The sequence below is a fragment of the Bacillus benzoevorans genome (genome assembly GCF_014207535.1).
GTDB lineage: Bacteria > Bacillota > Bacilli > Bacillales > Cytobacillaceae > Bacillus_BD > Bacillus_BD benzoevorans.
Genome location: NZ_JACHGK010000008.1, coordinates 13,554 through 39,374 on the forward strand (window position 1 = coordinate 13,554; position 25,821 = coordinate 39,374).

19 protein-coding genes and 1 other annotated feature are annotated in these 25,821 nt (G+C 41.0%); of the genes, 17 read left to right on the forward strand and 2 right to left on the reverse strand.

Annotated features, from left to right (window positions below):
- Nucleotides 1–8 precede the first annotated feature (8 nt).
- The 15 genes from leuD to ysxE all read left to right on the forward strand — a co-directional run bounded on the left by leuD (nucleotide 9) and on the right by ysxE (nucleotide 19,835).
- The gene (gene leuD / locus HNR53_RS12055; RefSeq protein ID WP_184526247.1) at nucleotides 9–608 is read left to right on the forward strand and encodes a 3-isopropylmalate dehydratase small subunit; all 600 of its coding nucleotides are present in this window, start codon (nucleotides 9–11) and stop codon (nucleotides 606–608) included.
- Nucleotides 609–1,045: 437 nt separating this feature from the next.
- Nucleotides 1,046–2,101, forward strand: a complete 1,056-nt coding sequence (locus tag HNR53_RS12060; protein WP_184526249.1) for a tetratricopeptide repeat protein — start codon at nucleotides 1,046–1,048, stop codon at nucleotides 2,099–2,101.
- A 155-nt stretch (nucleotides 2,102–2,256) separates the two neighbouring features.
- On the forward strand, nucleotides 2,257–3,546 hold the full coding sequence (gene tig / locus HNR53_RS12065) for a trigger factor (protein WP_184526251.1): 1,290 nt from the start codon (nucleotides 2,257–2,259) through the stop codon (nucleotides 3,544–3,546).
- A 529-nt stretch (nucleotides 3,547–4,075) separates the two neighbouring features.
- Nucleotides 4,076–5,341: an ATP-dependent protease ATP-binding subunit ClpX gene (gene clpX, locus HNR53_RS12070; RefSeq protein ID WP_184526253.1), complete on the forward strand. Its 1,266-nt coding sequence runs from the start codon at nucleotides 4,076–4,078 to the stop codon at nucleotides 5,339–5,341.
- Between the two features lie 246 nt (nucleotides 5,342–5,587).
- Nucleotides 5,588–7,258: an ATP-dependent protease LonB gene (gene lonB / locus HNR53_RS12075; protein ID WP_184526255.1), complete on the forward strand. Its 1,671-nt coding sequence runs from the start codon at nucleotides 5,588–5,590 to the stop codon at nucleotides 7,256–7,258.
- 362 nt (nucleotides 7,259–7,620) lie between these two features.
- A complete protein-coding gene (lon, locus tag HNR53_RS12080; protein ID WP_184526257.1) occupies nucleotides 7,621–9,948 on the forward strand; it encodes an endopeptidase La in 2,328 nt (775 codons plus the stop codon).
- Nucleotides 9,945–10,529 carry a ribosome biogenesis GTP-binding protein YihA/YsxC gene (yihA, locus tag HNR53_RS12085; protein ID WP_184526259.1) on the forward strand — a complete coding sequence of 195 codons (585 nt, stop codon included), beginning with the start codon at nucleotides 9,945–9,947 and terminating at the stop codon, nucleotides 10,527–10,529. The genes lon and yihA overlap by 4 nt, the downstream gene beginning before the upstream one ends.
- A gap of 307 nt (nucleotides 10,530–10,836) precedes the next feature.
- Entirely contained in the window at nucleotides 10,837–12,183 is a 1,347-nt protein-coding gene (gene hemA, locus HNR53_RS12090) for a glutamyl-tRNA reductase (RefSeq protein WP_184526261.1), read from the forward strand.
- 15 nt (nucleotides 12,184–12,198) lie between these two features.
- Nucleotides 12,199–13,029, forward strand: a complete 831-nt coding sequence (locus HNR53_RS12095) for a cytochrome C assembly family protein (RefSeq protein WP_184526263.1) — start codon at nucleotides 12,199–12,201, stop codon at nucleotides 13,027–13,029.
- A gap of 19 nt (nucleotides 13,030–13,048) precedes the next feature.
- Nucleotides 13,049–13,987, forward strand: coding sequence for a hydroxymethylbilane synthase (gene hemC / locus HNR53_RS12100; RefSeq protein ID WP_184526580.1), 939 nt, complete (start codon nucleotides 13,049–13,051; stop codon nucleotides 13,985–13,987).
- Between the two features lie 71 nt (nucleotides 13,988–14,058).
- Nucleotides 14,059–14,763 carry a uroporphyrinogen-III synthase gene (locus HNR53_RS12105; RefSeq protein WP_246439554.1) on the forward strand — a complete coding sequence of 235 codons (705 nt, stop codon included), beginning with the start codon at nucleotides 14,059–14,061 and terminating at the stop codon, nucleotides 14,761–14,763.
- Between the two features lie 26 nt (nucleotides 14,764–14,789).
- The gene (gene hemB / locus HNR53_RS12110; RefSeq protein ID WP_184526267.1) at nucleotides 14,790–15,758 is read left to right on the forward strand and encodes a porphobilinogen synthase; all 969 of its coding nucleotides are present in this window, start codon (nucleotides 14,790–14,792) and stop codon (nucleotides 15,756–15,758) included.
- A 157-nt stretch (nucleotides 15,759–15,915) separates the two neighbouring features.
- Entirely contained in the window at nucleotides 15,916–17,205 is a 1,290-nt protein-coding gene (gene hemL, locus HNR53_RS12115; protein ID WP_184526269.1) for a glutamate-1-semialdehyde 2,1-aminomutase, read from the forward strand.
- A 153-nt stretch (nucleotides 17,206–17,358) separates the two neighbouring features.
- Nucleotides 17,359–18,765 carry a LysM peptidoglycan-binding domain-containing protein gene (locus HNR53_RS12120; protein WP_184526271.1) on the forward strand — a complete coding sequence of 469 codons (1,407 nt, stop codon included), beginning with the start codon at nucleotides 17,359–17,361 and terminating at the stop codon, nucleotides 18,763–18,765.
- Between the two features lie 26 nt (nucleotides 18,766–18,791).
- On the forward strand, nucleotides 18,792–19,835 hold the full coding sequence (gene ysxE / locus HNR53_RS12125) for a spore coat protein YsxE (protein ID WP_184526273.1): 1,044 nt from the start codon (nucleotides 18,792–18,794) through the stop codon (nucleotides 19,833–19,835).
- Nucleotides 19,836–19,847: 12 nt separating this feature from the next.
- Here ysxE and HNR53_RS12130 read toward each other — a convergent pair whose 3' ends face one another.
- Nucleotides 19,848–20,042, reverse strand: a complete 195-nt coding sequence (locus HNR53_RS12130; protein WP_184526275.1) for a hypothetical protein — start codon at nucleotides 20,040–20,042, stop codon at nucleotides 19,848–19,850.
- A gap of 227 nt (nucleotides 20,043–20,269) precedes the next feature.
- Nucleotides 20,270–20,500: a binding site (T-box leader), on the forward strand.
- 66 nt (nucleotides 20,501–20,566) lie between these two features.
- Between HNR53_RS12130 and HNR53_RS12135 the strand changes: the two genes are divergently transcribed.
- Nucleotides 20,567–23,212 carry a valine--tRNA ligase gene (locus HNR53_RS12135; RefSeq protein WP_184526277.1) on the forward strand — a complete coding sequence of 882 codons (2,646 nt, stop codon included), beginning with the start codon at nucleotides 20,567–20,569 and terminating at the stop codon, nucleotides 23,210–23,212.
- A gap of 87 nt (nucleotides 23,213–23,299) precedes the next feature.
- The gene (locus tag HNR53_RS12140) at nucleotides 23,300–24,610 is read left to right on the forward strand and encodes a bifunctional folylpolyglutamate synthase/dihydrofolate synthase (RefSeq protein ID WP_184526279.1); all 1,311 of its coding nucleotides are present in this window, start codon (nucleotides 23,300–23,302) and stop codon (nucleotides 24,608–24,610) included.
- A 56-nt stretch (nucleotides 24,611–24,666) separates the two neighbouring features.
- Here HNR53_RS12140 and HNR53_RS12145 read toward each other — a convergent pair whose 3' ends face one another.
- Nucleotides 24,667–25,815, reverse strand: a complete 1,149-nt coding sequence (locus tag HNR53_RS12145) for a hypothetical protein (protein WP_184526281.1) — start codon at nucleotides 25,813–25,815, stop codon at nucleotides 24,667–24,669.
- Between the last annotated feature and the right edge of the window lie 6 nt (nucleotides 25,816–25,821).

Here is a 25,821-nt window from a genome sequence, read left to right on the forward strand (position 1 = left end):
GGAAAAACATGAGCGGATTTACTACACTTACAGGCAAAGCGGTTGCCCTTGACCGGGTAAATGTTGATACAGACCAAATTATACCAAAACAATTTTTAAAACGAATTGAAAAAACTGGCTTTGGACAATTTGTTTTTTACGGATGGCGTTATCTGGAAGACGGTACATTAAACCCAGATTTTGAATTAAATCAGCCGGCAAACCAAGGTGCCGAGATCTTAGTTGCCAATGAAAACTTCGGCTGTGGTTCATCACGTGAGCATGCACCGTGGGCACTTCAGGACTTCGGATTTAAGGTGGTTATTGCCCCATCATTCGCTGATATTTTCTTTCAAAACTGTTTAAAAAATGGTATGCTTCCTATCAGACTCGAAAAGGATAAAGTAGAATACTTACTTAAAGCAGCGAAAAATCAGCCGTATGAACTGACTGTTGATCTTGAAAATGAAACCATTTCTGATAACAAAGGTTTTTCCGTATCATTCGCTGTAACAGAGTATTGGAAAAAAATGCTGATCAATGGATGGGATGAAATTGAAATTACTCTTCAGCTTGATGAGCAAATTTCAAAGTACGAGCAGCACCAGGAAGAAACTGTTGCTAAATAACTTTATATGAAGCTAAAAGATTGAACTTTATTCAGCAGAAGTACACCACTTTTATAAGTGGTGGGATGAATGCAATAACTTTACCGCTTTAAGTGGGGGTTCAAACCCTGCTGAATAAAGTTAAGCCTCCGGCGGATGCCTCGATTTTTCAAAGGAAATTTTTCGAGCAAGCTCGACGACGGACAGGACGTCCTAGTCAGGCGAAGCCACAGGATGTGGCGCTCTGAGCGTGAAAAAAATCGGGCACAAATACGCCAAGGCGCATTTGATTGTAATAGCTGTGTAAAAGAAGCGGTACAGCTATTTCATTCATACTGATATTACGTTAAAAAATCCACAAGAACTGTGGATTTTTTAACGTTTAAGTATAGGCAAAGGATAAAAGGGGCATATTAATGTTTGTTTTGTTTTTTATCTTGTTTGTTTAAGGCGGGATCATGTTGAAGAAAACAAAGCATGGTGGAAAAGACGGTAATATTATAAGATTCCCCGATCTTGATAAAAGACTGCTGGAAAAGGGACAGGAATATCTGCAGCGGGAGAACTATCATGAGGCGATTACGCTGTTTCAAGAAACGGTTCAATTGGATCCTTCTAATAGCGAAGGCTGCATAGGTCTTATACTGGCTTATTATGGTGCGGGTTACCATGAAGATGCCGTTGAACTGGCGAAAGTCATGCTTCATGAAGGAATCGGGAATTATTTTGACATCATGGATCTCTATATCAAGCTCCTTTTTCAAGTGCGCCAGTATTCAGAAATTGTCACTTTAATCGAGGGTCTATTGGCGGAGAGAACGATACCAAGCGATAGGCTTGAACATTATTATTCAATGCTGGATATCGCTAGGCAGATAGAGCAGGAGGATGCGGCGGAACAGACGGATCATGATGTTTTTACAGATATGGAAAAGGATTTTCAGCTGAAGAAATATACTGATCCGCAGGAACAGCTCATCCTGGCAGCCAACCTTGCCAAGATCAATATTCAGCCGTATCTAAATGAAATAAAGTCCTATCTTTGTTCAGATAAGGGAATGAATCGTACCGAAACGGTAAAGGAGGACCCCTTTTTTAAAACACTGCTATTGAATGTTTTAATGGAGCATCAAGTGGAACAACCCGTAGAAGTCCATAAATTTGGCAAGACCATGTCGGTTATACCGAAAGATTTAGTGAATGTCAATGACATTCCGGAACTGCGAGAAATGACCAATTTAATAGGCGGCCGGATAGAGCATGATGATCCGATCCTTTATGAAAGTATAAAAATGTTAATACATAGGCAATTCTTTCTTTTATATCCCTTTCCATTAGAAGCTCGTGATATAGCTGTCTGGGCTGCGGCATATCATGTATTGGGTTGTGAGTATTTTGGAAATCATGATAATAAAAGTGAAATATTGGAAGAATATCATGTTCAAGAGGCTGATTTCGCTAGAGCGGATGCCTTTATTAGAATGATCGAAGAAATTTCTTATCCTAATATTTAAGCTTGACTGTTGAAACAGCAGAATCCTGTGATATAATATAGTGGTTGCACTTTACGCAAAAACGTGTAAATAAGAAAATGATTTACAAAAACATATTCACGGAAGATTTTGTGAGTGAATGTAAATGAAATAGATTGTTGGAGGGAAAACATAGTATGTCTGCAAAATGGGAAAAGTTAGAAGGGAACCAAGGCGTTCTTACAGTAGAAGTTGATGCAGAAACAGTTGGTAAAAGTTTAGATTCTGCATTCCAAAAAGTAGTAAAACAAGTAACAGTACCGGGTTTCCGTAAAGGTAAAATGCCTCGCGGCTTGTTTGAAAAACGTTTCGGGGTTGAATCATTATATCAAGATGCCATTGATATTATGCTGCCAGATGCATATATGAATGCTGTTGAAGAAGCAGGAATTGAACCTGTTGATCGTCCTGAAATTGATGTGGAGCAAATTGAAAAAGGCAAATCATTTGTCTTTACTGCTAAAGTAACAGTAAAACCAGAAGTGAAGCTTGGCGAATATAAAGGTCTTGAAGTTGAAGCGTTTGATACAACTGTAACGGACGAAGATGTCGACAATGAAATCAAATCTATGCAAGAAAGACAAGCTGAGCTTGTTGTGAAAGAAGACGGCAAAGCTGAATTAGGCGATACTGTCGTAATGGATTTTGAAGGATTTGTTGATGGTGAAGCTTTCGAAGGAGGAAAAGCTGAAAGCTATTCTCTTGAACTTGGTTCAGGTCAATTCATTCCTGGATTTGAAGAACAGCTTGTAGGTCTTGCTGCCGGCGAATCTAAGGATGTAGAAGTATCATTCCCTGAAGAATACCATGCTGCTGACTTAGCTGGTAAACCAGCTGTATTTAAAACAACAGTACATGAAATCAAAGCAAAACAACTTCCTGAATTAGATGATGAGTTCGCAAAAGATGTTGATGATGAAGTTGAAACTTTAGCTGCATTAAAAGAGAAAATCAAATCTCGTTTAGAGCATGATAAAGAACATCAAAAAGAACATCATATTCAAGATGGAGTAGTTGAAAAAGCGGTAGCAAATGCAGAGATTGATATTCCCGCTGTTATGATTGATAACGAAGTAGACCGTATGGTTCAAGAATTTGGACAACGTCTGCAAATGCAAGGGATGAATATGGATTTATTCTTCCAATTCTCAGGTAAAGATGAAGCTGCTCTTCGTGAAGAAATGAAAGTGGAAGCTGAACAACGCGTATGCGGAAGCCTTACTCTTGAAGCTATTGCTAAGGCAGAAAATCTTGAGGCAACTGAAGAAGATATTAATGCTGAATTACAAAAAATGGCTGACATGTACAACATGACAGTAGAAAATATTAAAGCTGCATTAGGTAATCTTGAAGGCATTAAAGCTGACCTTCAAATCAAAAAAGCAATTGATTTCCTAGTTGAAAACAGCAAAACTGTTGAAAAATAAGAGTAATTTTAACCATTAGTCTCATTATTTAAATAGAAATGAAAAAATTTCTTGCAAAACAAGGTGCGAAATTCTCGTACCTTGTTTTATTTAATGGTAAAATCACATATAATAGATGAAAACCTTCCTATTAATCCGGTATGTAAAAGAATGTATAGGAAAATTCTATGAACATACATAAAATAGTTGATATCTTTGAATTGTTAAATTTAACAATTAAGGTTATGCTGAAAGTAGTACATAATTAGGTAAGGGATCACACCATGAAGTATAGGGCACCGGATTACTGAAGGTCTTTTGTGCAGATAGAAATCATCATTATAAGCTAAATTTTTGGAATTCTGCATATGATAAACGAGTCTGCAATCTGCCTGATAATTTATTTATGGCAGTTTTGTCATTCTCAAGTTGTATTGTTTCCTGTACATTCATAATATGTGTTATATTCAATACATAGTTTTTACATTCTTATACCGTGTGTGATCCGCATTTGTAATAGATTAGATAAAGTATTTCAAGGGGTGAAATTATGTTCAAGTTTAATGATGAAAAAGGGCAATTAAAATGCTCCTTCTGTGGTAAAACGCAGGATCAAGTGCGGAAACTTGTTGCAGGACCAGGTGTTTACATTTGTGATGAATGCATTGAGTTATGTACTGAAATTGTAGAAGAGGAACTTGGAACTGAAGAAGAAATCGAGTTTAAAGATGTTCCTAAACCGGCTGAGATTCGTGAAATATTAGATGATTATGTCATTGGACAAGACCGTGCGAAGAAATCATTATCTGTAGCCGTTTATAACCATTACAAACGAATTAACTCAAATAGTAAAATTGATGAAGTCGAACTTTCAAAGAGTAATATTGCGATGATAGGACCGACAGGGAGCGGGAAAACCCTTCTGGCCCAAACATTAGCGCGGATTTTAAATGTGCCATTTGCCATTGCTGATGCGACTTCTTTAACAGAAGCCGGTTATGTAGGGGAGGATGTTGAAAATATCCTCTTAAAGCTGATTCAGGCAGCAGATTATGATGTTGAAAAAGCTGAAAAAGGCATTATTTATATCGATGAAATTGATAAAATTGCCCGTAAATCTGAAAATCCTTCCATTACACGAGATGTATCCGGTGAAGGGGTTCAGCAAGCATTGTTAAAAATATTAGAAGGTACTGTTGCCAGTGTTCCGCCTCAAGGAGGCAGAAAGCATCCGCATCAGGAGTTCATTCAAATTGATACGACGAATATTTTATTCATCTGCGGCGGCGCATTCGATGGAATTGAAACGATTATTAAACGCCGTTTAGGTCAGAAAGTAATTGGATTCGGCTCTGATATGAAGGAGCAGGAAATTGATGATAAGGATCTTTTAGCAAAAGTATTGCCTGAGGACTTATTGCGATTTGGTTTGATTCCTGAATTTATTGGCCGTTTGCCAATTATCGCCAGTCTTTCACAATTAGATGAAGACGCTTTAGTTGAAATCCTGACTAAACCGAAAAATGCGTTAGTAAAACAATACCGGAAAATGCTTGAACTCGATGAAGTGGATCTTGAGTTTGAAGAGGATGCTCTTCGCGAGATTGCCAAAAAAGCAATTGAACGAAAAACAGGAGCCCGCGGACTGCGCTCCATCATTGAAGGCATTATGCTGGATGTCATGTATGATCTTCCATCTCGGGAGGATATTTCTAAATGTATCATTACAAAAGATACTGTTTTAGGCGACAGTGCGCCAAAACTTATTCTTTCCGATGGAACGATTGAGGAAGAGAAGAGAAAGACATCCGCTTAATGGACTAAGTTTTTCTAGTTACTGTAAAAACAAATGAAAGATAGGCTGGATCATATGATCGAATTCACCTCTTGTCTGACATCGTTTGACAGAGCCGAATTTGTCCTATGATCCGGCCTTTTCTTATTTTCTAACTAATAAGCTGTCTGTTTCGGACCTTTGCTTTTCGCAAAATCTTGTTTATTCCTAACTTGTCAAGGAAATACTAGCAAATAAACCTAGTACTAAATTGCAGGAGGGAATACAATGAGTTGGACAGGAATTGCTCTATTAATACAATTATTCTTCGGCATTGTGATCGGCTTATATTTTTGGAATTTATTAAAAAACCAGCGAACACAAAAAATCTCAATTGACCGTGAATCAAGAAAAGAAATGGATCAATTAAAAAAAATGAGAGACATTTCATTAACTGAACCATTATCAGAGAAAGTCCGACCATCAAGCTTCAATGATATTGTTGGCCAAGAAGATGGAATTAAGGCATTGCAGGCTGCTTTATGTGGTCCTAATCCACAGCATGTGATTATATATGGCCCTCCTGGGGTAGGAAAAACTGCTGCCGCGAGGCTCGTTTTAGAGGAGGCGAAGAAAAATCAAAAGTCTCCTTTTCAAAAGACATCCGTTTTTATTGAACTTGATGCGACTACGGCAAGGTTTGATGAAAGAGGAATTGCAGATCCATTAATCGGTTCCGTTCATGATCCGATCTACCAGGGAGCCGGCGCGATGGGACAAGCGGGAATCCCGCAGCCAAAGCAGGGCGCAGTCACGAATGCCCATGGCGGAGTTTTATTTATCGACGAAATTGGAGAACTTCACCCGATCCAAATGAATAAACTTCTAAAAGTGCTGGAAGATCGGAAAGTCTTCTTGGAAAGCGCTTACTACAATGAAGAGAACGCACAAATACCTACTCATATCCACGATATTTTTAAAAATGGACTGCCTGCCGATTTCCGTCTGATTGGTGCTACGACAAGAACGCCTAGTGAATTGCCGCCGGCGATCCGTTCACGGTGTATGGAGGTATTTTTCCGCGAGTTAACACAGGATGAAATAGCGATTGTTGGGAAAAAAGCAGCCGATAAAGTGAATTTACATATCAGTGAAAAGGGGCTTGAAATTCTATCCTCCTATGCAAGAAACGGACGTGAAGCCGTCAATATGATTCAGCTTTCTACCGGACTGGCCATAACGGAAGAGCGTGATTACATAAAAGAAGATGACATTCAATGGGTGGTACATTCCAGTCAATTAACCCCAAGGATGGAACGGAAGATCAATCCCGAATCGGCAATAGGACTGGTGAATGGGCTGGCTGTTCATGGACCGAATACGGGGGCGCTGCTAGAAATTGAGGTAACCGTCATTCCAGCTAAAATTAAAGGTTCAATCAATATTACAGGTATCGTAGAAGAGGAAAGTATTGGTGACCGCAGTAAATCTATCCGCCGCAAAAGCATGGCGAAAGGTTCAGTTGAGAATGTGATCACGGTTTTACGTGCCATGGGGGTACCGGCTGATGAATACGACATCCATGTTAATTTCCCGGGAGGGGTTCCCATCGATGGTCCGTCTGCCGGCATTGCGATGGCAACAGGAATTTATTCAGCTATTTATAAGCTCCCTGTAGACAACAAAATTGCCATGACTGGTGAAATCAGTATTCATGGGAATGTGAAGCCAATTGGCGGAGTGTTTCCGAAGGTGAAGGCAGCGCAGAAGGCCGGTGTGAAGAGGGTTATCATTCCAAAAGAAAATATGCAGTCCATTTTAAATGAGATTCAAGACATTGAAATTATCCCGGTAACCCATTTAAACGAAGTATTTCAGCTTGCGCTGCAAAAAGATTACTCTTCCAATAAAGCTTATACAGCTACTTCGATTGACTTAGGTAAAAAGGAAAGTATCTGATGGAATGTTGGATTAAAATACCTGCAGGATGATGAGTAATTAGAATAGGCTTCGGTTCACGCTGTGTTGAAACCGAAGCCTGCCCTTTGCATAGCAGCGTGAAATAAAGTGAAAACTGAAAAAGGTCGTCTTTTTTTCTTCCATCTTAAAGATGAAAAATGTTTACGGCTGTGCTGTTTCGCCTTAATAGACATGGGATCATTATTACGATAAAATAAAAATTAGGCATAACTTGATTCAGTAGAAGTCTTCCGCTTCTTTAAGTGGTGGGATGAAAGTTTAGCGTTTGAAAATTCAGTCAGGATAAACCCTGGATGAATAAAGTCAAGTGAGGAAAAAATATACTTTGGAGGTATACAGCAATGGACAATCAAGAAGAATATATCGTCCCTTTGCTTCCACTCCGGGGTTTGCTCGTTTATCCAACCATGGTGCTGCATTTGGATGTTGGCCGCGATAAATCAGTACAGGCCCTTGAAAAAGCAATGGTCGATGATCATTTAATTTTCTTAACTACACAAAAGGACTTATCAATTGATGAGCCGGTTGAAGACGATTTATACAGAATGGGTACTTTAACAAAAGTAAAACAAATGTTAAAGCTGCCAAATGGAACGATAAGGGTATTAATAGAAGGATTGGTCCGTGCCGAAATCTCCGAGTTTACGGAATACCCGGATTATTATTCCGTACAGTTAAAGACACATAAAGACCGGACTGATAGGGATACGGAAGATCAGGCATTAATGAGAACCATGCTTGAATACTTTGAACAATACATAAAAATATCAAAAAAAATCTCTGCTGAAACGTATGCGACAGTCAGTGATATTGAGGAGCCAGGCAGACTGGCTGATATTATATCGTCCCATTTACCGCTAAAATTGAACGAAAAACAGGAAATATTAGAACTGATTGATGTAAAAGACCGGATGAATAGGGTAATTGAAATCATTCATAATGAAAAAGAAGTATTAAATCTGGAAAAGAAAATCGGTCAGCGTGTGAAAAAATCGATGGAACGAACGCAAAAGGAATATTATTTGCGTGAACAGATGAAAGCGATTCAGAAAGAACTCGGTGATAAAGAAGGAAAAACGGGGGAAATCGCTGAATTAACCGAGAAAATCGAGAATGCCGGAATGCCGGAACATGTCATGCTTACCGCCTTAAAAGAATTAGAGCGTTATGAAAAGGTACCGTCAAGTTCTGCTGAAAGTGCGGTAATCCGTAACTATATTGATTGGCTTATCGCTCTCCCTTGGTCTAAAGCCACTAAAGATGATATTGATATAGCAAAAGCGGAAAAAATCCTAAATAAAGATCACTATGGACTAGAAAAAGTGAAAGAGCGTGTGTTAGAATATTTAGCCGTGCAAAAGCTGACGAACTCTTTAAAAGGACCGATTTTATGTCTTGCTGGTCCTCCTGGAGTCGGAAAAACAAGTCTTGCCCGCTCCGTTGCGACTTCCTTAAACCGGAATTTTGTTCGTGTTTCCCTTGGAGGCGTTCGTGATGAATCTGAAATTCGCGGTCACAGAAGAACATACGTCGGTGCTATGCCAGGCCGGATTATTCAAGGAATGAAGAAAGCAGGCACGATAAACCCTGTCTTCCTCCTTGATGAAATTGACAAAATGTCCAATGACTTCCGCGGCGATCCATCGTCTGCGATGCTGGAAGTGCTGGACCCTGAACAAAACCATAATTTCAGCGATCATTATATAGAAGAAACCTATGATCTATCTAAGGTCATGTTCATCGCTACTGCAAATGATTTAGCATCTATTCCAGGTCCGCTGCGTGACCGGATGGAGATCATTAGCATTGCCGGCTATACGGAATTGGAAAAAATCCACATCGCCATTGATCATCTGCTGCCGAAGCAGCTTAAAGAACATGGGCTTTCAAAAACACAGCTGCAGGTCCGCGATGAGGCGATTAAAAAAATTGTCCGTTATTATACCAGAGAAGCAGGTGTAAGAAGTCTTGAACGCCAATTAGCGTCTATATGCCGCAAAACGGCGAAAATTATTGTTTCAGGTGAAAAGAAGCGGGTTGTTTTATCAGAGAAGAATGTGGAAGAATTCCTTGGGAAAACGATCTTCCACTACGGACAAGCTGAAGCGGAAGATCAAGTGGGGGTTGCAACCGGTTTGGCCTATACGACTGTAGGCGGTGATACATTACAGATTGAGGTGTCGCTGGCCCCAGGTAAAGGAAAACTGGTCTTAACCGGGAAATTGGGAGATGTGATGAAAGAGTCGGCACAGGCAGCTTTTAGTTATGTCCGTTCCAAGACACTTGAACTAGGCATTGATCCGGAATTTCATGAAAAGTATGATATTCATATCCATGTTCCGGAAGGGGCCGTGCCGAAAGACGGGCCTTCCGCAGGGATCACGATCGCAACTGCTCTTGTTTCTGCTTTGACCGGAAACCCGGTTCGCAAGGAAGTAGGAATGACCGGAGAAATTACTCTTCGCGGAAGAGTACTGCCAATCGGCGGATTGAAAGAAAAATCATTAGGTGCGCATCGCGCCGGAATTACGAAAATTATCTGCCCTAAAGATAATGAAAAGGATTTAGATGACATTCCAGAAAGCGTCCGGGGAGAACTGGAATTTGTTCTTGTTTCCCACGTGGATGAAGTACTGGAGCATGCAATTAGAAGTGAGGGACAGGAATGAAAATAACAAGTGCCGATATTGTGATCAGCGCGGTAAAGCCTGAGCAATACCCTGAGCAGGATTTACCGGAGTGTGCTTTAGCCGGCCGTTCAAATGTGGGGAAATCGTCTTTTATTAATAAGCTATTAAATCGAAAAAATTTAGCAAGAACCTCTTCAAAGCCAGGGAAAACACAAACATTAAATTTTTATTTAATTAATGAAGAATTTCATTTTGTTGATGTCCCGGGCTATGGTTATGCAAAAGTATCAAAATCAGAACGTGCAGCATGGGGAAAAATGATTGAAACTTATTTAACAAAAAGAGAGCAGCTGCGTGCCGTCGTATTAATTGTTGATTTACGTCATCCGCCGACAAAGGATGATGTGATGATGTATCATTTTTTAAAACACTATGATCTGCCTTGTATCATTATCAATACAAAAGCTGATAAAGTTCCAAAATCGAAATGGCAAAAGCATATAAAAATTACAAAAGAAACATTGGAGTTAGATCCAAATGATCCCATTATTCTCTTTTCATCAGAAACTGGCTATGGAAAAGACGAGGCTTGGGCTGTATTGAATAGCTTCATGTCATAATGAATCGGAAAAAGCGGCGCTTGGTAAAGCGTTGCTTTTTCCATTACGGCATCTTGAATATTATATGTTTTTCTGGTACTGTACATATGAAAGAATATTGTCTTTTTTTGTAGCAAAGTGATTTTGTACTCTTCAATTTTATAGGAGATTAGCACTTGATACCGTGGGCGTGCTTGTATACCGTTGTTTTTCTCCTATAATGATGGATGATGGGAGTTCAAGATCTGTTCACAATTTTGTCATATCATATAAAGTTCAAATGATATAATGGAAATAATGGGTGATGTTTTTTTAGGGGGATATAAATATGCATATAGTAGTAGTTGGAATTAATCATAAAACAGCCCCTGTTGAAATTCGTGAACGGTTAACATTTAATCCATCGCAGCTAGGGGATGCGATGAAAAGCTTGAATGACAAAAAAAGTTTATTAGAGAACGTCATTCTATCAACTTGTAATCGTACGGAGATCTATGCGGTTGTCGATCAGCTGCATACAGGAAGATATTATATTAAAGAATTTTTATCGCAATGGTTTAACATAGAACTTGCTGAATTTTCACCATTTCTGTTCATCTATGAGGAAGATGGTGCAATCGAGCATTTATTAAAAGTTGTGTGCGGGCTGGATTCACTTGTCCTTGGGGAAACGCAGATTTTAGGGCAGGTTCGTTCAAGCTTTTTATTAGCACAGGAAGAACATACTACAGGAACAGTCTTTAATGAATTATTTAAAAAAGCGGTAACGCTGGCAAAGCGTGCCCATTCTGAAACAGATATCGGTGCCAATGCCGTATCTGTCAGTTATGCAGCTGTTGAACTGGCGAAAAAGATTTTTGGTACGCTTGAACAAAAGCATATCCTTATTTTAGGTGCCGGAAAAATGGGAGAGCTTGCCATTCAAAACTTATATGGAAATGGTGCGACAAAGGTAACCGTTATCAACCGCACTTATGAAAAGGCACAGCAGCTTGCAGAACGCTTCAGCGGAGCTGCTAAAGCAATGGATGAACTCCAGTCAGCGCTTGGAGAAGCTGATATTCTAATCAGTTCAACAGGGGCCAAAGACTTTGTGATCACGAAAAACATGGTGGAGAGTGTTCAGAAGCAGCGGAGAGGCAAACCATTATTTATGGTGGATATTGCGGTACCAAGAGATTTAGATCCTGCGCTTGCTGAACTGGAAAATGTTTTTCTCTATGATATTGACGATTTAGAGGGAATTGTCGAAGCTAATTTAAAGGAACGGAAAAAAGCGGCTGAAACCATCTCACTTATGGTCGAAGGCGAAATCGTAGAATTTAAGCAGTGGGTCAAAATGCTCGGTGTTGTACCGGTTATCTCAGCGCTAAGAGAGAAAGCATTGACGATTCAGGCAGAGACAATGGACAGTTTGGAAAGAAAACTTCCTCATTTAAGCGAGAGGGATATAAAGGTATTAAATAAACATACGAAAAGCATCATCAATCAGATGCTGAAAGATCCCATTTTACAGGCAAAAGAACTTGCCGGCTCAAAGGATGCTGATAAGGCTCTGGATTTATTCGTAAAAATCTTTAATATTGAGGAACTAGCTGCCAAGCATCAGGAAGTGAAAGAGGCCGAACGAAAACCGGGATACGGAAAATCTGCACAGCCTGCTTTTCCTTCATAAAAGAGGGTATGGGCTATGATGGATAATTTTATGACAAGGCTGCACGAATTGACAATTGTTCTGTATGCCTTATCCGTTTTGCTATATTTTATTGACTTTTTACATCATAACCGGAAGGCAAATAGAACTGCCTTCTGGTTACTTTTATTTGTGTGGATATTGCAGTCCATTTTTTTATTTTTGTACATGCTTGAAGCAGGCAGGTTTCCTGTCCTTACCCTTGCAGAGGGACTTTATTTTTATACTTGGGTTTTGATCACTTTTTCTTTAGTCATCAATCGTTTAATGAGAGTGGACTTCATTGTCTTTTTCACGAATGTCATTGGTTTCAGTATGATGGTGATACATACCTTTGCTCCGATTCAAATTGATCGAACGGTACCAGCTGAGCAGCTTGTATCAGAATTGCTTTTGATTCATATCACTGCCGCGATCCTTTCTTATGGAGCCTTTTCTTTATCGTTTGTTTTTTCCCTTTTGTATTTATTGCAGTATAATTTACTTAAACGAAAAAAATGGGGAAAAAGGCTTTGGCGAATACCTGATTTAATGAAGCTTGAGCAAACGTCCTATATTATGAACGTTACCGGGACCCCGATGCTTTTGATTGGAGTTATACTGGGAACGCAATGGGCTATTCTTAAAATACCGGATATCTCTTGGCTCGATCCGAAAATTCTTGGTTCGATCTTTACTCTTGTCATCTATTGCGTGATTCTGTATATGCGTATTAGAAAAGGGATTACCGGAAAGACGCTGGCCTTGTGGAATGTGGCTGCGTTTCTTATTGTATTAATTAACTTTTTCTTAATAGGTAGTTTTTCAAGTTTTCATATTTGGCTTTAACTTTTGATTTAGGAGGAACATCATGAGAAAAATTATAGTCGGTTCAAGAAGAAGCAAGCTCGCGATGACCCAAACAAAATGGGTAATCGAGCAATTGAAAAAAATAGATGATTCATTTGAATTTGAGATCAAGGAAATCGTCACAAAAGGTGACAGAATTGTTGATGTCACACTCTCAAAAGTCGGCGGCAAAGGGCTGTTTGTCAAAGAAATTGAACAAGCTATGCTAAACGAAGAAATCGATATGGCTGTACATAGTATGAAGGATATGCCGGCTGTTCTGCCTGAGGGACTTGTCATCGGTTGTATTCCTGAAAGAGAAGATCATCGGGATGCGCTGATTTCAAAAAATCATGAAAAGTTTAATGACTTGAAACCAGGATCCATAATCGGCACAAGCAGTCTGCGCCGAGGTGCCCAGCTGCTGGCAAAAAGACCTGATTTAGAAATTAAGTGGATTAGAGGCAACATCGATACAAGGCTTGAAAAACTAAAAAATGAAGATTATGCCGCGATCATTTTAGCTGCTGCAGGACTTTCAAGGATGGGCTGGGCGCGTGATGTGGTAACGGAATTCCTCGAGCCGGAAATCTGCCTCCCTGCTGTTGGACAAGGTGCTCTTTCGATTGAATGCCGCGGAAATGATCAGGAATTGCTTCATCTGCTTGAGAAATTCAACTGCAGTCAAACAAGCCGGACCGTTCGTGCAGAAAGAGCCTATTTAAATAAAATGGAAGGCGGCTGCCAGGTTCCGATTGCCGGTTTTGCTCGTATCAATGACAACGATGAAATCGTCATGACAGGGCTCGTTGCTTCTCCTGATGGAAAAACAATTTTTAAAACACAGAAGTCAGGCACTGTGCCGGAAAGTGTTGGAGAGGAAACAGCTGATCATTTAATCGCCAATGGGGCGAAGTCTTTAATTGATGAAGTGAAAAAGGAGCTCGAGGGTGAATGACATCCTCCTGTTCCCTGCAAAATAGAACGGTATTAAATCCGAGAGGTAAAGTTTCTGCTAAGGGCTTTTCAATGGTGGTAAAAAAATACGGCGGTGTGCCAATTGAACTTCCTTTGCTGGCATTCAAACCGGCAGAATTGTCAAAAGAAGAAAAAGCGCTGATTGGAAACATACATATATATGATTGGATTATTTTTACCAGTAATGTAACGGTAGAAACTTTTTTATCTTTTTATGAAGGAGAAAGAACGCAGCTGCCGCATGTTGCCGCAATTGGGCAAAAAACAGCCCGAGTCCTGGAGAAAGAAGGCATAAAGGTGGATTTCATCCCGGCAGAATTTGTTGCTGAGGGTTTCGTAAAGGAATTCGCACCAAAGATCAAACAGGGAACAAAAATCTTTATTCCAAAAGGGAATTTAGCGCGGGATTATATTGCTGAACAGTTAAGAAAACAGGGAGCATCAGTGGATGAAATGATTATCTATGATACTTATTTTCCGCAGGAGAATGAGGATGATTTAGTCCAGCTGCTGAGTGAACATAATTTGGATATTATTCCGTTTACAAGTCCATCCACTGCTGACCACTTTATGGAAATTGTTGCAAGCCATGGTCTGCAGGACAGAATTCAATCCTGTATCTTTGCTTGTATCGGACCAGTAGCCCAAAAAAGAGCTGAAAGTCTAGGTCTGACCGTGCATGTAGTCCCGGATGTTTATACCGTTGATGAGATGATTAAAAGTATTGCGGAGTATATTTCACAGGGGCTGGAATAGTCTCGATAAATATAGGAGGGAAAACAATGGGGTTAAAATTTGATCGCCATAGAAGACTAAGATCAAGTGCCAATATGCGTGCACTTGTGAGAGAAAATCATTTACATGTGGAGGATTTTATTTATCCGATTTTTGTTATTGAGGGAAATAATATTAAAAATGAAATTTCCTCCATGCCGGGAATTTTTCAATTCTCCCTTGACCGCTTGTCGGAGGAAATGGATGAAGTGGCGGAATTAGGAATTAAGTCCGTCCTATTATTTGGCATTCCTTCAGAAAAGGATGAATGCGGCACAGGTGCCTATCATGACCATGGGATTGTCCAAGAAGCAACCCGCTATATTAAACAGAATTATCCGGATATCATTGTGGTGGCCGATACTTGTTTGTGTGAATATACAAGCCACGGTCATTGCGGAGTAATCAAGAACGAACAGGTTCTGAACGACCCTTCATTGGAATTGCTGACATCTACCGCCGTCAGCCAGGCGAAAGCAGGTGCCGATATCATTGCCCCTTCTAATATGATGGACGGATTTGTCGCAGCCATCCGCCAAGGACTTGATGAAGCAGGTTTTGAAAATGTACCGATTATGTCCTATGCGGTAAAATATGCTTCTTCTTTCTATGGTCCATTCCGTGATGCAGCAGACAGTACACCGCAATTCGGGGATCGCAAAGCGTATCAAATGGATCCGGCAAACCGACTCGAAGCGTTACGGGAAGCAGATTCTGATGTCAATGAAGGTGCGGACTTCCTGATTGTAAAACCGGGTATGCCATATCTTGATATCGTCCGTGATGTCAGAAACGAATTCAATCTGCCGGTTGTCGTCTATAACGTAAGCGGAGAGTATTCCATGGTGAAAGCTGCCGCGCAAAATGGCTGGATCGATGAGGACAGAGTTGTCCTAGAAATGTTAACAGGTATGAAACGTGCCGGTGCGGACCTCATCATTACTTATCATGCCAAAGATGCTGCCCGCTGGTTATAAGGGAAACAGGGGGACGGTTCTCCTGTTTCCCTAAAAACCTCCAAATGCCGGTGCCTGACACCGAAAATGAACATTTGTTCATATGGAGTGTACATCATGCCCGTTAAGCAGGAGGCTTTCCATTTGACGGGGAAATCAAATTGAAATGAGGGATTATATGCGTACATACGATAAGTCAATCCAAGCCTTTAAGGAAGCAAAAACCTTAATGCCGGGCGGTGTGAACAGCCCTGTTCGCGCGTTTAAATCGGTTGATATGAATCCGATTTTTATGGAAAGCGGGAAAGGCTCGAAAATATATGATATTGACGGAAATGAATATATTGACTATGTCCTTTCTTGGGGCCCTCTTATTTTAGGACATGCCAATGAGCAGGTTGTGGAAGCACTGAAAAAAATGACGGAACTGGGAACAAGTTTCGGTGCTCCGACGTTGATGGAAAACAAGCTGGCCAATTTAGTTAAAGAACGGGTGCCGTCTATCGAGATGGTCCGTATGGTATCATCCGGTACGGAAGCAACCATGAGTGCCCTGCGCTTAGCCCGCGGGTATACCGGCCGGAATATTATTTTAAAATTCGAAGGCTGCTACCATGGTGCTTCAGATTCTTTATTAATCAAAGCCGGTTCCGGAGTGGCCACATTAGGACTTCCTGATAGTCCGGGGGTACCTGAGGGAGTAGCGAAAAATACGATTACGGTACCGTATAATGACTTAGAAGGTGTAAAATATGCCTTTGAACAACATGGTAAAGATATAGCCGGGGTGATTGTAGAGCCGGTAGCAGGTAATATGGGGGTAGTCCCACCGCAGCCGGGCTTTTTGCAAGGACTGCGTGATTTAACATCTGAATATGGTGCGCTCCTGATTTTTGATGAAGTAATGACCGGATTCCGTGTTGGCTATAACTGTGCCCAAGGCTACTTTAATATTACGCCTGACATTACCTGTTTGGGAAAAGTAATCGGCGGCGGTCTTCCTGTAGGTGCATACGGCGGCAGAGCAGAAATCATGGAAAAGGTTGCACCTAGTGGTACGATCTACCAGGCAGGAACCTTATCAGGCAATCCGCTGGCCATGACAGCCGGCTATGAAACATTAAGCCAATTAACTCCTGCTGATTATAAAGAATTTGAACGTAAAGGGGACCGCCTGCAGGCAGGAATAGAGGCTGCGGCAGTTAAATATCAAGTACCGGCAACTGTTAATCGTGCCGGCTCCATGATTGGTTTCTTTTTTACTAATGAAGATGTCATTAATTATGATACTGCGAAAAGCTCTAATCTTGACTTTTTCGCGGCATATTACCGCGAAATGGCGAATAGCGGTATATTTCTACCTCCTTCTCAATTTGAAGGGCTGTTTCTGTCCACTACTCATTCAGATGAGGACATTGAAAAAACAATTCAAGCCATTGAGCATGCATTTTCAACCTTACAATCATGATAGAAAAGAGGCTGAGTCTAAGGACGAGGTCTCTTTTTTTGTTTATTTGAGAAAGCGTCCTGTCCTGCTAAAAAAAATCATAAATATGATTCCTCGTTCATACAGTTTAAGTGACATAGTGATTAACGTATGGAATGGAAGGGAGGAGTCGCTTTGTCTCATGGAAATCAATCTTATTTAAGATTTTCCTTGGAAGAATCGGTCTGGTTTCAAAGAGGACAGGAAGTAGAAGAGTTAATTTCGATCTCGCTTGACCCCAATATTGCAATCAATGAAAGTGATCAATATGTAACCATTAAAGGATCACTGGAGTTAAATGGTGAATATAATCGTGATGAACAGACAAACGATGAAGAGAATGACTTCTTTTCAAACCCTAAATTTGTGCAAACAGTTGAAGTCAGGGGCGAAGGAGTTTATTTCTTTACCCATCATTTTCCTGTAGAAATAACCATTCCAAAAAATAGGATCCAGGACATTGAGAATATTGAGGTGGCAGTCGAAACATTTGACTATGCGTTCCCGGACAGAAGCTGCCTGAGATTATCTGCTGATTTGATGATTACGGGATTATATGGAGAACAGCAGCATGAATATTTGCAAGAAGAAGAGGAGTTCCTCGAAGAAGAACTTGACGATGAGGAAGAACCTGAATATGCTCCATTGTACCGTGAGGATGAACTGGAAGACGATCAGGAGACTGAATTCGATGATGAAACTGTGTTCCTAGAAAATCAAGAGATTCCCATTGCTGACTTTAGCGGCGAAAGTCGTTTTCCTTTTTCCAGACCGGATATTGAAGAGGAAGAAGGGACAGAAGAGGCTGAAGAGGCAGTTGAGGGGTTATATGAACCCTTTGAAGTAGAAGCACGGAAGGAAGCAAAGGCGGATGAAACGCTGAAAAGCTTGACTGAAGAAATGGAACGGGAAGAAATTCAGCGTTATCAACAGTTTAAGCAAGAGCAGGAGCCGATTACGGAAACCTATGATTTTCTGCTGCAGGAAAAAGAAGAAAACCACGCAGCGGATTATAAACCGGAAGAAATAGAAAAAGAGGATAGCAAAACCGCTGGGGTTCCGGAGATCTTTTTTGCGGCGAAACGGAAAGAGGCGCAAGCTGAAGGAAGTCAAACGGCGGATGAGGAACCACAGGAGATAGCGCCGCTCGAAGAATCTCAGCCGGTGCTGGAAACTCAGCCTGCTAGTGAAATCCAACCGCTGCAAGAAACCCAGCCGGTCAGTGAAGTTGAGCCTGCACATGAGCAGGAAGTGGAGTCTCCGGAAGATGAAAGTTCACCCGAGCCTAAAGGGAAGAAAAAGAAATGGAAGAAGAAGCAAAGTCTTTCGATAACAGAATTTCTTGCGCGGAAAGAAGAAGAGTCTGAGACCCACACGAGAGTAAAGGTATGTATTGTGCAAAAGGATGACACCATTGATAAATTATCAGATCGGTACGATGTTACGGTCTCACAGCTGCAGCGGGTGAACAACCTTGAACTTAATCAGGATGTATATGAAGGCCAGGTGTTGTATATACCTGTTGTGCAAAATCAAAAATAAAGTCCCAATAGCAGAGGGATCAGAATATGCGGGAAATGCTAAGCTTGCAAAGAATTACATCGATTTTAAAAAACTATCAATTAAGCCCTAATTATGTAGAACAAATGGGCAAGGTACAGAAAATCTATACGAGTAAGGGCGTTTTTATTTTAAAAAAAATTGACCCCCATCATGGGATTGACTTTATTAAATATGTACAAACCTTGTACCAGAAGGGCTATAATCGCATCGTTCCCATATACCCAACAATAGATGGACGCTATGCGGTTCTTGATAACCAAGAGCTTTATTATTTAATGCCCTGGCTGCCGGATGAAAATAAGGGCGAGCGTACTGCACGACAGCAGCAGTTATTTCGTGAGCTCGCCCGGCTTCATTCGATATCAGTGAAGGATATGACCATCAATAAAGAAGAACGAACCCGTCATTTTGAGAAAATGATTATCGATTTGGATCAGGAAGAGGAATTTCTTCTCAGTTTATTGGAGACATGTGAAAGGAAAGTCTATATGTCTCCATTCGAATTAACGTTTGTGACCTATTATCATGATTTCAATCAGGCTTTATCTTTTTCGAAAAAGAGATTGGAAGAATGGTACGAGGCGACAAAGGAACAGGAAAAGGTTCGGGTTGTCGTGATTCATGGTAAGCTGTCGAGCGAACACTTTTTATTCGATGAGAGGGGATACGGCTACTTTATAAACTTTGAAAAGGCAGCCATCGGTCCGCCGACACATGATTTACTCCCCTTTTTAGTTAAAGCCTTACGAGGGTGGCCGAAACAGGATGAGGAATTGCTGGATTGGCTTTATATGTATTTTAAATATTTCCCCTTTAAAGAAGAGGAAATGAAGTTGTTTTTAAGCTATATTGCCCACCCAGGTGCCGCGATAAAGACAGTAGAGCGCTTTTTTAAGGATGGAAATAATCGAAATGAGTTAGAAGCTGTGCAAAAACTGCAAAAGGATTATTGGAATTTGAAAAATACAGAATATCTTGTGATGCGAATTGATGAGATTGAAAGACAGAAAAAACAGCAGCAAGAAGAAGCAGCCCGGAAAGAGCAATAAGTTCCGGGCTTTTCAGAGGATATCAAACGCGAGAGCAATCGTGAGTGCAATCAGAATTAATAAAAAGAGCACATCAAATATCGTTGGAATAATAATCACGCGAATCCCTTGGAACACACAGAATGGAAGTGCAAACTGGCAGCAGACACCTCTGATTTTTCGTGCCCAAGGCGGCAGTGTATAAGGATTATAATGCCACTTTTTCATTCCTCTTCTCCTTTCGGATATTCTTTCTTCCTATTTTATGTACCTTCAATGGATAAGTGTCTTCCTTTTTGAATTTTCAGTGTATAGTCACATGAGCAGGCTGGCAGGTTTTGAATAATTCATCACAAAAGGGGAAATACTTGAATAAACTGCAAAAAATAAAGGGAAGCTTATTGACGATCATCCTCATTTTTCGGTAATATAAAGAAGATTTGATTCAACTACATAACCAGGCTTTGACAGGGAAGAGTACGATGAACCCTTGCTTTTAGAGAGGAAAATCAAATGCTGAAAGATTTTCTAGGCAAGAACATTGGAAGGTCGCCCTTGAGCTTCTTTCGCGAAAGAATTTTTCGAGTAGTGAGAGACGGACAATCCGTTATCGATTTAAGTGCCAGCAGCCTATTTCTGCTGGAAAAAAGGTGGTACCGCGAACTTTAGCTCCATTCGTCCTTTTATGACGATCGGGGTTTTTTTGTTGTTCTTAAAAGGAACGGATGAGAAATGTTAGGAGGAAAAGGTAAATGGAACAAAATGAGTTAACAATGCCAACGAAATACGATCCAAAATCCATTGAAGAAGGAAGATATCAATGGTGGCTTGACGGGAAATATTTTGCAGCAAAGGATGATCCAGAAAAAAAACCTTATACGATTGTGATTCCGCCGCCAAACGTTACCGGAAAACTTCATTTAGGTCATGCGTGGGATACAACGCTGCAAGATATCCTGACAAGAATGAAAAGAATGCAGGGCTATGATGTCCTTTGGCTTCCAGGAATGGACCATGCCGGAATTGCTACGCAGGCTAAGGTTGAAGCAAAACTGCGCGAAGAAGGCAAGAGCCGCTATGATTTAGGTCGTGAAAAATTCCTTGAACAGACATGGGCATGGAAGGAAGAATATGCCGGATTTATTCGTCAGCAGTGGGCAAAGATGGGTCTTGGCCTTGATTATGCACGCGAGCGTTTTACGATGGATGAAGGGCTGTCAAAAGCGGTTCGCGAAGTGTTTGTCAAGCTTTATGAAAAAGGTCTAATCTACCGCGGCGAATATATCATTAACTGGGATCCGGCAACAAAAACAGCGATTTCCGATATTGAGGTTATTTATAAGGATGTGCAGGGTGCCTTCTATCATATGAATTATCCGCTCACAGACGGTTCCGGTTCCATTGAAATTGCGACAACTCGTCCGGAAACGATGTTGGGTGATACAGCTGTCGCCGTTCATCCGGAAGATGACCGCTATAAGCATCTCATCGGCAAAACCGTTATTCTGCCAATTGTCGGACGGGAAATACCGATTGTCGGTGATGACTATGTCGATATGGAATTCGGTTCCGGTGCCGTAAAAATTACTCCGGCTCATGATCCGAATGACTTTGAAGTCGGCAACCGCCACAATTTAGAACGTGTATTGGTCATGAATGAAGATGGCACAATGAATGAACGCGCAGGCAAATACGAAGGTATGGACCGTTTCGAGTGCCGCAAGCAAATTGTCAAAGACCTTCAGGAGCTTGGGGTTCTCTTTAAAATTGAAGACCATATGCACTCTGTCGGTCATTCAGAGCGCAGCGGCGCGGTGGTAGAACCCTATCTTTCTACACAATGGTTTGTGAAAATGCAGCCGCTTGCGGACCAAGCGATTGAATTCCAGCAAAAGTCCGGGAAGGTTCAATTTGTACCGGACCGTTTTGAAAAAACATACCTGCGCTGGATGGAAAATATCCGCGATTGGTGTATTTCCCGTCAGCTTTGGTGGGGACACCGCATACCTGCCTGGTATCATAAGGAAACGGGTGAGGTATATGTGAACCAGGAGCCGCCGGCAGATATCGAAAATTGGGAACAGGATACAGATGTACTCGATACATGGTTCAGTTCAGCTCTTTGGCCGTTCTCTACATTAGGCTGGCCGGATAAAGACGCAGCCGATTTTAAACGCTATTATCCAACAGACGCGCTTGTTACAGGCTACGATATCATCTTCTTCTGGGTATCGCGGATGATCTTCCAAGGAATTGAGTTCACCGGCAAGCGTCCATTTAAGGATGTGCTGATCCACGGCTTGATTCGTGATGCAGAAGGCAGAAAAATGAGTAAGTCATTAGGCAATGGGGTTGACCCAATGGATGTGATCGACCAATACGGTGCCGATGCACTGCGCTATTTTCTTGCGACAGGTTCATCCCCAGGCCAGGATTTACGTTTCAGTATGGAAAAGATTGAATCAACGTGGAACTTTGCTAATAAAATCTGGAATGCCTCCCGCTTTGCTTTAATGAATATGGCCGGATTAACCTATGATGAAATCGACTTAAGCGGCGAAAAATCAGTGGCTGATAAATGGATTTTAACTCGCTTAAATGAAACTATTGAGACGGTAACACGACTTTCCGACCGCTATGAATTCGGTGAAGTAGGACGCGTGCTGTACAACTTTATTTGGGATGAATTCTGCGATTGGTATATTGAAATGGCGAAGCTGCCGCTTTATGGCGAGGACGAAGCGGCGAAGAAAACGACCCGTTCCATTCTAGCCTATGTTCTGGATAACACGATGCGGCTCTTACATCCATTCATGCCGTTTATTACGGAAGAAATCTGGCAAAACCTGCCGCATGCAGGCGAGTCGATTACCGTGGCAAAATGGCCGGAAATCGATGCTGGATTAACAGATGTACATGCTGCAGAAGAAATGAAGCTGTTAGTAGAAATCATTCGTTCTGTACGGAACAGCCGTGCCGAAGTCAATACGCCAATGAGTAAAAAAATCAAAATGATCGTGAAGGCAAAAGACGCATCCGTTCTATCTATTCTCGAAAATAACCGTGCCTATTTAGAGCGCTTCTGTAACCCGGAAGAATTGTCGCTCGCAACAGAAGTAACGATTCCGGATAAAGCCATGACATCAATCGTTACCGGGGCGGAAATTATCTTGCCGCTTGCAGGATTAATTAATCTTGACGAAGAAATCGCCCGCCTTCAGAAAGAATGGGATAAACTAAATAAGGAAGTAGAGCGGGTGCAAAAGAAATTAAGCAATGAAGGCTTTATTAAAAAAGCACCGGCAAAGGTTATTGAAGAAGAACAAGCGAAAGAAAAAGATTACACAGAAAAAAGAACAGCTGTGGAAGTGCGGATTAAAGAATTAAAAGGTGAATAAACTTAAGTGTTGAGGCTGAACCCATTTACGGTTCGCCTCTTCCTGTTAGACCAAAATCCCTTTATACAGGTTAGGAGAGAGACAGCTATGTTTTCTACATATGATGAAGCGATTTTCTGGATCGAATCCCGCTTAATGCTGGGAATCAAGCCTGGTTTGATGCGGATGGAATGGTTGATGGAGCGCCTCGGTCATCCGGAACGAAAATTAAAGGCTGTACATGTCGGGGGCACTAACGGCAAAGGCTCAACCGTTACCTTCTTACGCTCGATTCTTGAACAAGCAGGCTATGAAACAGGAACCTTTACCTCTCCGTATATTGAACAATTTAATGAGCGCATCAGTATAAATGGACAGCCCATTTCAGAAGCTGAAATTCTTGAATTGGTCAATGTGATGTATCCGCTTGTCATGGAACTTGAAGACACAGAGTATGGCGGAGCAACGGAGTTTGAAATCATAACAGCGATGGCCTTTTATTATTTTGCAGAAATACACCCGGTCGATATCGCGATCATTGAAGTGGGGCTCGGCGGGCGGCTGGATTCAACCAATATCCTGCAGCCGCTGTTGTCCATTATCACCAATATCGGGCTCGACCATGTAAGGATTCTAGGAACAACCCATAAAGAAATCGCGTATGAAAAAGCAGGGATTATTAAACAGGGGACAAGCCTGATTTCCGCCGTCAGCCAGCTGGAGGCACAGGAAGTTATTTTTCAGCATGCCAAGAAACAAGAGTCCGCTGTTTATTTATTAAATGACCAATTTACGATACTCGATCATATCTCTATCGACAGCGGTGAAAAATTTACCTGGCAGTATGAAGATATAACGATTCAGGATATTTCCATTTCAATGTATGGGAAACACCAGACAGAAAATGCTTCACTGGCGATTATGGCAGCATACCTATTGCAAGAAGAACATTCGCTGCGGATTACAGAGCAGCAGCTTCGCGAAGGGCTTAAGAGTGCCTATTGGCCCGGCCGCTTTGAAATGGTATCGCAAAATCCTGTGGTCATTCTCGATGGGGCTCATAATGAGGAAGGCATCACAGCACTGACGGCTGAACTGGACAAACGCTACTATGAGCAAAAAATAAAGATTATCTTTTCTGCCCTGGGTGATAAAAGTTTGGAAAAAATGATTGCTCGATTGGACAGTGTCGCGGACAAAATCACCTTCGTCACCTTCGACCATCCGCGTTCAACCACAGCGGAAAATCTGTACAATTTAAGTACATTGAAAAATAAGCATATCGCTGAAGATTGGCAGCAGACCCTGACAGAAGAGCTTCGCTCACTAGAGGAGAATGAAATCCTTGTCGTAACCGGGTCGCTTTATTTTATCAAGCAGGTGAAGGCGCTTTTGAAGGAAATGCTGATCAGTACATGATGTAAAAGAAAAACTGCGCCATGTTTTAGTATGGCGCAGTTTTTCGTATCCGTTGATTAATGATATTTTACATTAACAATCGCTGTATGAGTAGCAAGGGTTTGTGATGTTAATGACAACGGATCAAATTGCGTATTATTTGGTGGAGGACAGCCCGCTTCATTATAAGAATTCGGGTCCTCCACATAAGAATAGATTCCGCTCGGATATTTCCCCAATATTTTTAATAAATCTAACCCATTAATTTTTCCCCCAACACATATTTTTGCCTCATCTTTCACTCCGCCGCTAATGACTCCAAAAGTCGCGTTCTTTTTAATAAAGATGGTTGAGGTTTTATTAATGCCGCCGGAAATCTCACCAAAAATGCCATTTCCGTTAATATTAATGATGGTATTTTTATTAATACCGCCAGTGATGGCTCCAAAAGTCGCGTCTCCATTAATGTCAATCCTGGTATCTTTATTAATGCCGCCGGAGATTGCTCCAATGATGGCATTTCCATTTATATATGCGATCGTATCTTTATCAATGCCGCCGATAACGGTCCCAAACATTGCCGTAGCCGGAAGGTTATCGTAAAAACAGCCGTTTGTTAGTATCAAATTATTCGTGTACTGACAACTTTCTAATCCAGCCGGTACTGGCAGATCATTTTCTGCATTCCCTGAAGTACTCTTTTCATTCAATATATCTTCGATTAATTGCTGTATTGAAAGTTCGATTGTCGCGTCGATGGTATTTTGTGTATCAGAGTGTATTGTGCCCAAACTGGATATGTTAACAGAGATCTTATCATTTTCTGTAGAGAAAATACTGTTTGAATTTTTAATCGTTACATCATAATCGGCATGTTCATCAATCGTACGTTTGGGAAAGTTTAATAATTCATATGTCAAATCCTCTTTATCAAGTAATCCGTAAACAGCATCCAGTTTTTTCTTCATGGTATCATTTTTTGCATTATTCATGGCTGTTTCAATTGGGATCTTTAAATATTTATATGCGTTTACCTTAAAATGATTTTGGTAATGCAGGACACCCATCTCGGCTAAATCAAGCGCCTGCATCTCTTTTTCCGTTTTATTCACTTGTTTTGTATTGGAGAGTGAAGAACTGAGAAGCGATAGTCCCAGGACGAAAAAAACCGTAATCATTAATAAAACAACGACTAATGCAGCACCATTTTGATTACGCAGCTTCAATTTATC

Coding starts and splice junctions, on each gene's coding strand:
- leuD (WP_184526247.1), top strand. CDS start 9: ATGAGCGGATTTACTACACTTACAGGCAAAGCGGTTGCCCTTGACCGG.
- HNR53_RS12060 (WP_184526249.1), top strand. CDS start 1,046: ATGTTGAAGAAAACAAAGCATGGTGGAAAAGACGGTAATATTATAAGA.
- tig (WP_184526251.1), top strand. CDS start 2,257: ATGTCTGCAAAATGGGAAAAGTTAGAAGGGAACCAAGGCGTTCTTACA.
- clpX (WP_184526253.1), top strand. CDS start 4,076: ATGTTCAAGTTTAATGATGAAAAAGGGCAATTAAAATGCTCCTTCTGT.
- lonB (WP_184526255.1), top strand. CDS start 5,588: ATGAGTTGGACAGGAATTGCTCTATTAATACAATTATTCTTCGGCATT.
- lon (WP_184526257.1), top strand. CDS start 7,621: ATGGACAATCAAGAAGAATATATCGTCCCTTTGCTTCCACTCCGGGGT.
- yihA (WP_184526259.1), top strand. CDS start 9,945: ATGAAAATAACAAGTGCCGATATTGTGATCAGCGCGGTAAAGCCTGAG.
- hemA (WP_184526261.1), top strand. CDS start 10,837: ATGCATATAGTAGTAGTTGGAATTAATCATAAAACAGCCCCTGTTGAA.
- HNR53_RS12095 (WP_184526263.1), top strand. CDS start 12,199: ATGATGGATAATTTTATGACAAGGCTGCACGAATTGACAATTGTTCTG.
- HNR53_RS12105 (WP_246439554.1), top strand. CDS start 14,059: ATGGTGGTAAAAAAATACGGCGGTGTGCCAATTGAACTTCCTTTGCTG.
- hemB (WP_184526267.1), top strand. CDS start 14,790: ATGGGGTTAAAATTTGATCGCCATAGAAGACTAAGATCAAGTGCCAAT.
- hemL (WP_184526269.1), top strand. CDS start 15,916: ATGCGTACATACGATAAGTCAATCCAAGCCTTTAAGGAAGCAAAAACC.
- ysxE (WP_184526273.1), top strand. CDS start 18,792: ATGCGGGAAATGCTAAGCTTGCAAAGAATTACATCGATTTTAAAAAAC.
- HNR53_RS12130 (WP_184526275.1), bottom strand. CDS start 20,042: ATGAAAAAGTGGCATTATAATCCTTATACACTGCCGCCTTGGGCACGA.
- HNR53_RS12135 (WP_184526277.1), top strand. CDS start 20,567: ATGGAACAAAATGAGTTAACAATGCCAACGAAATACGATCCAAAATCC.
- HNR53_RS12140 (WP_184526279.1), top strand. CDS start 23,300: ATGTTTTCTACATATGATGAAGCGATTTTCTGGATCGAATCCCGCTTA.